Source organism: Chloroflexus sp. MS-G, from assembly GCF_000735195.1.
Classification (GTDB): domain Bacteria; phylum Chloroflexota; class Chloroflexia; order Chloroflexales; family Chloroflexaceae; genus Chloroflexus.
Map to the genome: position 1 here is coordinate 1 of NZ_JPIM01000151.1, position 8,420 is coordinate 8,420.

Annotated in this window: 7 protein-coding genes and 1 pseudogene; 6 read left to right on the forward strand and 2 right to left on the reverse strand. The window is 58.2% G+C overall.

What is annotated here, in order from left to right; genetic code table 11:
- Positions 1-470, forward strand: a pseudogene (locus JE47_RS22330) (hypothetical protein); the annotation flags it as partial.
- Between the two features lie 4 nt (positions 471-474).
- Here JE47_RS22330 and JE47_RS0118415 read toward each other — a convergent pair.
- Positions 475-1,320, reverse strand: a complete 846-nt coding sequence (locus tag JE47_RS0118415) for an acyl-CoA dehydrogenase (protein WP_031461157.1) — start codon at positions 1,318-1,320, stop codon at positions 475-477.
- Between the two features lie 298 nt (positions 1,321-1,618).
- On the opposite strand from JE47_RS0118415, the gene JE47_RS0118420 reads away from it, so the two are divergent.
- Positions 1,619-2,986, forward strand: a complete 1,368-nt coding sequence (locus JE47_RS0118420) for a CaiB/BaiF CoA transferase family protein (RefSeq protein WP_031461158.1) — start codon at positions 1,619-1,621, stop codon at positions 2,984-2,986.
- Here the strand turns inward: JE47_RS0118420 and JE47_RS0118425 are convergent.
- Entirely contained in the window at positions 2,979-3,185 is a 207-nt protein-coding gene (locus tag JE47_RS0118425) for a hypothetical protein (protein WP_031461159.1), read from the reverse strand. The two genes, JE47_RS0118420 and JE47_RS0118425, sit on opposite strands and share 8 nt — an antisense overlap.
- Before the next feature lie 253 nt (positions 3,186-3,438).
- Between JE47_RS0118425 and JE47_RS0118430 the strand changes: the two genes are divergently transcribed.
- From JE47_RS0118430 to JE47_RS0118445, 4 genes are all read left to right on the forward strand, one after another.
- Positions 3,439-4,656 (forward strand): CaiB/BaiF CoA transferase family protein, encoded by a 1,218-nt coding sequence (locus JE47_RS0118430; protein WP_031461160.1) that lies wholly within the window; start codon positions 3,439-3,441, stop codon positions 4,654-4,656.
- 140 nt (positions 4,657-4,796) lie between these two features.
- Positions 4,797-6,023 (forward strand): 2-methylfumaryl-CoA isomerase, encoded by a 1,227-nt coding sequence (locus tag JE47_RS0118435; protein ID WP_031461161.1) that lies wholly within the window; start codon positions 4,797-4,799, stop codon positions 6,021-6,023.
- 56 nt (positions 6,024-6,079) lie between these two features.
- Positions 6,080-7,126, forward strand: a complete 1,047-nt coding sequence (locus JE47_RS0118440) for an HpcH/HpaI aldolase/citrate lyase family protein (RefSeq protein WP_031461162.1) — start codon at positions 6,080-6,082, stop codon at positions 7,124-7,126.
- Between the two features lie 28 nt (positions 7,127-7,154).
- Positions 7,155-8,213: a MaoC family dehydratase gene (locus tag JE47_RS0118445; protein ID WP_031461163.1), complete on the forward strand. Its 1,059-nt coding sequence runs from the start codon at positions 7,155-7,157 to the stop codon at positions 8,211-8,213.
- Positions 8,214-8,420 lie beyond the last annotated feature (207 nt).

Consider the following 8,420-nt stretch of genomic DNA (forward strand, 5'->3'; position numbering starts at 1 on the left):
TCGCCGACGCCCTCGCCGCCGCTCGGACAATCCGCGATGCCGATGACCGCGCCAAAGCGCTGGCCGCTCTCGCCCCCCACCTGCCCACGCACCTGTTCGCCGAGGCCCTCGCCACCGCTCGGACAATTGCCGACGAGTCCTGGCGATCTTGGGCGCTGGCCGCGCTCGCCCCCCACCTGCCCACGCACCTGTTCGCCGAGGCCCTCGCCGCCGCACGGGCGATTGAGAGGGATTTTTCTCGCCCCAGAGCGCTGGCGGCGCTCGCCCCCCACCTGGCAGCAACCCCTGCGCTCGATGAACAGTTTGTGCCAACGCTGCGCACCCTTGCGCAACGGGGGCGCCCGGCGTTGCTCGGTGATCTGCGAGCGCTACAGCCGTGGCTGGCGGCGCTGGCTGAGCGGCGACGGCAATCCACAATGTTAGCGGCGCTGGCGACGGCGATCAGCGAGACGGGGCGGTGCTGGCCGTAACGCTCTATACCACTCCTAGTTCAGCGGTTGCACTCAGCGCAGTGACGCCATCCGGCCCCTGCGCCTCTAGCTCAACCCGCCCATCGCCGATTCGCGCGAGCAGGCGGAACGGCGCCAGATCAAATAGCGGGGCCTGACTACGAAAGCTGAACCCGCTGATCGGGCGATCAATGTGGTGGCGGGCCAGCTCCATGAGCAGTACTGCAACCAGCGGGCCATGCACGACCAGGCCAGGGTAGCCCTCTTCCTGTTGGGCATAGGGCCGGTCGTAGTGAATGCGATGGGCGTTGAAGGTGAGGGCTGAAAACCGGAATAATAACCGGGTATCAGGAATGACCGTGCGGCTGATGGCGTCGGTAACCGGTGGTAATTCAATCGGTGTTGGTGCTGGAACAGGGGAACCTGGCTCGCGGTAAACGATGTCTTGCTCCTCTTCGATACAGAGGGTATCGTGCTGATAAATCTGGTAGCCAACCGTTACAAAGGCCAGGGGGCCGCTGCGCCCGCTCTTCTGGGTAATGTTGCGGATCACTCCCTCGCGGCGCGCCGGCTGGCCAATGAGCAGGGGGTGGTGAAAACGAATGCGGGCGCCGGCAAACATGCGTCGTGGGTAGGGGATCGGTGGAATAAAACCACCGCGCTGAGGGTGACCATCGCTGCTAAGCTGGGATTGCGGCGCCCGCGGTAAAAAGTAAAACCAGTGCCAGAGAGGCGGCAGAGGACTGCCGACGGTTGGTGGCCCAGATGGCGGTTCGAGCGTAGCGGCGGCAGCCAGTGCCTGCGCCAGACATATCTCATCTTCTACCAGCTCGGTACGCCCGATCCACGCCATCCAGTTTGCGCTGCTCATGGTCGATTGACCTCCTTTACACCAAATATTGATACGTTTGATCAGTGGAATGAGTATATTATACCATTTGAATACGCTACTTATCGGCAAGGAGAGGCAAGTATTTACTTATATTAACTCACAGTTAACTCTTACAAACCGGTAATTGCATAGATTTTGCTTTTGTGCTATGTTATAAACACGCAGTTTTGATTTCATATCTTGGGCTAAAGACAGGCGGCCATGGCGGCCTTATTGTAGCCAGGGCGGCGTAATGGGCTTTTTGCTGTTTACAATGCTGTGAGGAGAGGGAAAAACGATGCCAAAAGGTTCACGCCTGAACAGATCAGCCGATCAGACCACTGAAACACCAACCGAAGACAGTACCACCCTTACCACACCACAACCCGATTCAGGCGATGCGCAGGCCGCTAGCGACCATCCGTCAGCGGTGCACGATCCGCAACCGCTACCGATACCCGGTCAAGAGCGTTTGCCGCTCAGTGGGATTCGGGTGATCGATGTTGGCAATTTCCTGGCCGGCCCGTATGCGGCATCAATTCTGGCCGAGTTCGGCGCTGAAGTACTCAAGGTTGAACACCCGATTGGTGGCGATCCAATGCGCCGTTTCGGCACCGCCACCGCCCGCCACGATGCTACGCTGGCCTGGCTGAGTGAAGCACGCAATCGGAAGTCGGTGACAATTGATCTGCGGCAGAAAGAAGGCGTCGCGCTCTTTCTCAAACTGGTGGCGAAATCAGACATTCTGATCGAGAACTTTCGCCCCGGTACGATGGAAGAGTGGGGCTTGAGCTGGCCGGTGTTACAGGCGACGAACCCTGGCCTGGTGATGCTCCGTGTGTCGGGGTATGGTCAGACGGGTCCGTACCGCCGTCGCTCAGGCTTCGCGCATATCGCCCATGCCTTTAGCGGTCTCTCGTACCTGGCCGGGTTCCCCGGCGAAACGCCTGTGTTGCCGGGTACCGCCCCGCTGGGTGACTACATCGCCAGTCTGTTTGGCGCGATTGGGATTCTGATTGCCCTCCGTCACCGTGAGAAGACCGGCCGGGGGCAGTTGATCGATGTTGGTATCTATGAGGCGGTGTTCCGCATCCTCGATGAAATTGCCCCAGCGTATGGCCTGTTTGGTAAAATCCGCGAGCGCGAAGGCGCCGGTAGCTTCATCGCCGTTCCCCATGGCCATTTCCGCACCAAAGACGGGAAGTGGGTTGCTATTGCCTGCACGACCGATAAGATGTTTGAACGGCTGGCAGAGGCGATGGAACGACCAGAGCTGGCCGCACCGGAGATGTACGGCGATCAACGGAAGCGCCTGGCCGCCCGTGACATCGTGAATCAGATCACTATCGAATGGGTCGGTTCGCTGACCCGCGATGAAGTGATGCAACGTTGTCTGGAAAAAGAGGTTCCAGTCGGCCCGTTGAACAGCGTTGCCGATATGTTTAACGATGAGCATTTTCAGGCCCGCGGTAATTTTGCGCACATTGAAGCTGAAGGAATTGGCGAGGTCGTTGTGCCAAATGTGATTCCGATTCTCTCCGAAACACCCGGCCGGATCACTAACCTCGGCCCACCGCTGGGCAATGCTACTTACGAGGTGCTGCGTGAGCTGCTCGATATTTCGGCGGAAGAGATCAAGCAATTGCGCAGTCGCAAGATTATTTAAGCGGGAGGGCGCCGAGGGAAAGATGAAGTTGCCAGACGGTTTGCAACGCTGTGCCAAGAAGCTGACCCAGCACACCTGGCGACATTTGCATGCTCACCTCGCCTCGGCAAGAGTGGTGTAGCGCTTCCTCCATACTGGTACGCGGGCTGCTGGCCCGCGCTTCCAGGTAGTAGAAGCACTGTTCAGGTACACGGCCCATTTGCAACAACTCTCCTTGGTGGAGGTAGTGTGCAGGCAGAGAAAAGAGGGTGACCAGATGTTCTTGTCCTACTGATTGCCTGTACCAGGACCTTGGGAAGTAGCTTTGGGCCAACACAATTGACAAGATGTTTCCTTTAGTTGCCTGTACTGACTCCTTCTTCCTCGTCCATATAGCCGGGGAAGGAGGCTGAGGCGAAAGTGAAGTTTCCATACCAGACGCTGAACACGTTCATAACATTGAGGTGAAACGCATGGGCGAAACTACAACAACATTACCTCTGGCCGGAATCAAGGTTATTGATGCGGCAACGGTAATTGCCGCGCCGTTTTGTGCTACATTACTCGGTGAGTTTGGCGCCGACGTTTTGAAGGTGGAACATCCTATCGGCGGTGATGCGTTACGTCGCTTCGGTACCCCTACTTCCCGCGGCGATACGTTGACCTGGCTGAGCGAGTCGCGCAACAAGCGCTCGGTGACGCTCAACCTCCAACATCCTGACGGGGCGCGGGTATTCAAAGAACTGATTGCGCAGGCTGACGTACTCTGTGAAAACTTTCGTCCGGGCACGCTCGAAAAGTGGGGCCTAGGTTGGGAGGTATTGCATAAGATTAATCCACGGCTGATTATGCTACGGGTGACCGGCTACGGCCAGACCGGCCCCTATCGTGATCGCCCCGGCTTTGCCCGTATTGCCCACGCCGTGGGCGGTATTGCGTATCTGGCCGGCATGCCCAGAGGCACGCCGGTAACACCGGGTTCAACCACCCTCGCCGACTACATGACCGGCCTCTACGGTTGTATTGGGGTTTTGCTGGCCTTGCGTTACCGTGAGCAGACCGGATGTGGTCAGTACGTTGATGCCGCATTGTACGAGTCGGTCTTCCGCTGTAGTGACGAGCTGGTGCCGGCTTACGGCATGTACCGCAAAGTGCGCGAGCGCCACGGATCGCACTACAATGAGTTCGCCTGTCCGCACGGCCACTTCCAGACGAAAGACGGCAAGTGGGTCGCAATTTCGTGTGCGACCGACAAGCTCTTTGCGCGCCTGGCGAATGCAATGGGGCGCCCGGAACTGGCGTCATCGAGTGTCTACGGCGACCAGAAAGTACGTCTGGCGCACGCCAGTGATGTAAACGAGATTGTTCGTGACTGGTGTAGCTCACTGACCCGCGCTGAAGTGCTGGAACGCTGTTACGCGACGGCCACGCCGGCAGCGCCGCTTAACGACATTGCCGACTTTTTCGGTGATCGCCACGTTCACGCCCGGCGTAATCTGGTTGCGATTGATGCCGAAGACATTGGTGAAACGCTGATCATGCCGAACGTCGTACCGAAGCTCTCTGAGACGCCCGGTAGTATTCGCTCGCTCGGCCCGAAACTCGGCGAACACACGGAAGAGGTGCTCAAGGAATGGCTGGGGATGAGCGAGGCGGAGATCGGTGAGTTGCGGGCGAAGCGGGTTATTTGAGGAAGTGCGCGAACGAGCGACCCAGCCGGGTACACGCGCAGCCGACGTACCCGGCTGCGCACGAATCTACCCTCGTCCTTGCGACTATGTCGCAAAGGTATTCGTATGACGATAACAGCGTGCTGTGATGAGGAAAACCAATGAACGGTATTCTGCACGGTTTGCGGGTCGTTGAAGGTTCGGCCTTCGTCGCGGCCCCGCTCGGCGGCATGACCCTGGCACAACTAGGGGCCGATGTTATTCGCTTCGATCCGATTGGTGGTGGACTGGATTACAAACGATGGCCGGTCACGCTCGACGGTAAACATAGCCTGTTTTGGGCTGGGCTTAATAAAGGCAAACGATCAATCGCAATTGACATCCGCCATCCGCGAGGGCAAGAATTGCTCACGCAGCTTATCTGTGCGCCCGGCGAGAATGCCGGTCTGTTCATCACCAACTTTCCGGCCCGTGGCTGGCTCAGCTACGACCATCTCAAACAGCACCGTTCCGATCTCATTATGGTCAACCTGGTTGGGCGACGGGACGGTGGTTCGGAAGTAGATTACACAGTCAATCCGCAGCTCGGCCTGCCGTTTATGACGGGGCCGGTCACTTCACCCGATGTCGTCAACCATGTCTTACCGGCCTGGGATATTGTGACCGGCCAGATGATCGCGCTCGGGCTGCTGGCTGCCGAACGTCACCGGCGCTTAACCGGCGAAGGGCAACTGGTCAAAATCGCACTCAAAGATGTTGGTCTGGCGATGATCGGTCACCTGGGTATGATCGCCGAGGTCATGATCAACGATACCGACCGTCCCAAGCAGGGGAACTACCTCTACGGTGCATTTGGGCGCGATTTCGAGACCCTCGACGGGAAGCGGGTGATGGTAGTTGGTCTGACTAGTTCGCAATGGAAAGCCCTGGGCAAGGCCACCGGTTTGACGGCCGCGTTTCAGGCGCTGAGCGAACGGCTCGGCCTCAACATGGACGAGGAAGGAGACCGCTTCCGAGCACGGCACGAGATCGCGGCCCTGCTCGAACCCTGGTTCCACGCCCGTACTCTTGCGGAAGTACGCCGCATATTCGAGCAGCATCAAGTGACTTGGGCGCCGTACCGCACGGTACGCGAAGCGATTGCCCAAGACCCCGATTGTTCAACCGACAACCCCATGTTTGCGATGGTTGAACAGCCCGGTATCGGTCGCTATCTGATGCCAGCCTCACCGCTCGATTTCAGTCAGGTACCACGGCTGCCTGCGCAACCTGCGCCGCGCCTTGGCGAACACACCGACGAGATTTTGCTTGAGGTGCTTGGCCTGAGCGAAGGGGAAGTGGGTCGCTTGCACGACGAAGGCATCGTGGCCGGACCAGACGGACGATAATTGCTTTTCTGCGATGAGATTACGACACCCTTCATAATTGTATCAGAGGAGGATGTATGCACAAACTACCCCGTAACTTCTACAATCCACTCGCCATCGGTGCCCCGCAACCTATTCGAGAATTGCCGGTACGCCCCGAACGGGTCGTTCATTTCTTTCCGCCCCACGTGGAAAAGATTCGCGCCCGCATCCCCGAAGTCGCCAAACAGGTTGACGTTCTCTGCGGCAATCTTGAAGATGCCATTCCGGTAGACGCCAAAGAGGCGGCCCGCGCCGGGTTCATCGAGGTTGTGCGCAATACCGATTTTGGCGACACCGCGCTCTGGGTACGGGTGAATGCACTCAACAGCCCATGGGTGCTCGACGACATCACCGAAATCGTCGCTGCGGTAGGGAACAAACTCGATGTAATCATGATCCCCAAAGTTGAAGGCCCATGGGATATTCACTTTGTTGATCAATTTTTGGCCTTGCTCGAAGCCAAATATCACATCCAGAAACCGATCCTGATCCATGCGTTGCTCGAAACCGCCCAGGGTATGGTCAATCTGGAGGCAATTGCCGGCGCTAGCCCCCGCATGCACGGTTTCAGCCTCGGCCCGGCCGATCTGGCCGCTTCGCGCGGTATGAAAACCACCCGCGTTGGTGGCGGACACCCCTTCTACGGCGTTCTCGCCGACCCCCAAGAAGGCCAGACCGAACGGCCGTTCTACCAGCAAGACCTGTGGCACTACACCATTGCCCGCATGGTCGATGTCGCCGTCTCGCATGGCCTGCGCGCCTTCTACGGCCCGTTTGGCGACATCAAAGACGAAGCGGCATGCGAAGCCCAGTTCCGCAACGCTTTCCTGCTCGGCTGCACTGGCGCCTGGTCGCTGGCTCCCAATCAGATTCCAATTGCCAAGCGTGTCTTTAGCCCCGATGTGAATGAAGTATTGTTTGCCAAACGGATTCTCGAAGCGATGCCCGACGGTTCAGGGGTGGCGATGATCGACGGCAAGATGCAAGATGACGCAACCTGGAAGCAAGCCAAAGTGATCGTCGATCTGGCACGTATGATTGCGAAAAAAGACCCCGAACTGGCGAAGGCATACGGCTTCTAGTGCTGCGCTTGTGCAAAAGGAGAAAGGGATGAGTGTCAAGACCAATCCCGGTAACTTCTTCGAGGATTTTCGCGTCGGGCAAACAATTGTGCATGCGACACCACGTACCGTCACCGAGGGCGATGTGTCGCTCTACACATCGCTCTACGGTTCCCGCTTTGCACTGACCTCATCAACCCCGTTTGCCCAGGCGCTTGGCTTAGCGCGAGCGCCGCTCGACAGTCTGCTCGTTTTCCATATCGTGTTTGGCAAGACTGTCCCCGATATTTCACTCAACGCCATTGCCAATCTCGGCTACGCCGGAGGTCGCTTTGGGGCCATCGTCTATCCCGGCGATACCCTTTCGACTACCTCAACCGTCATCGGCCTCCGCCAAAACAAAGACGGCAAAACCGGCGTGGTGTATGTGCATTCAGTTGGAACGAATCAGCGTGGTGAGATGGTGCTCGAATACACTCGCTGGGTGATGGTACGCAAGCGCGACCTCAACGCACCGGCACCTGAACCGGTTGTCCCCACGTTACCCGACTCGGTGCCGGTCAGCGAGTTGAGCGTGCCCTATCAGGTATCACTGGCGACGTACAACCTGGATCACGCCGGCAGCACCTATCTGTGGGAAGATTACGAGGTGGGCGAAAAGATTGATCATGTTGATGGCGTGACAATTGAAGAAGCCGAACATATGCAGGCTACCCGGCTCTACCAGAATACAGCGCGGGTGCACTTCAATCTCCACGTTGAACGCGAAGGGCGGTTCGGACGTCGGATCGTTTATGGCGGGCACATCATCAGTCTAGCCCGCTCGCTCTCGTTCAACGGTCTGGCCAACGCGCTGAGTATTGCCGCCATTAACAGCGGTCGCCATACCAACCCCAGTTTCGCCGGTGATACCATCTACGCCTGGTCGGAAATCCTCGCCAAAATGGAAATTCCAGGGCGAACGGATATCGGTGCGCTGCGGATACGCACCGTCGCCACCAAGGATCGCCCGTGTCACGATTTCCCATACCGGGATGCGGACGGCAACTACGATCCGGCAGTCGTGCTCGATTTCGATTATACGGTGCTGATGCCACGACGGGGATGAGTTAGGATGTAGGGTGGATCGGCAGAAATGCTCACGCCGGCGGCACGCGGATTAAGCGTACCTTTTCCTGGGAGCGCGGGCCTCTGGCCCGCATCCGGTGCTGGCAGCCGTAAACCTCACGCTTGTCTTAGGCGGACGCCATTAGGGCGAGGTTGGAACCTGTCCCTCACCTTGCCTCCTTCCGCTCCCACACGGTGAGCAGAAGGG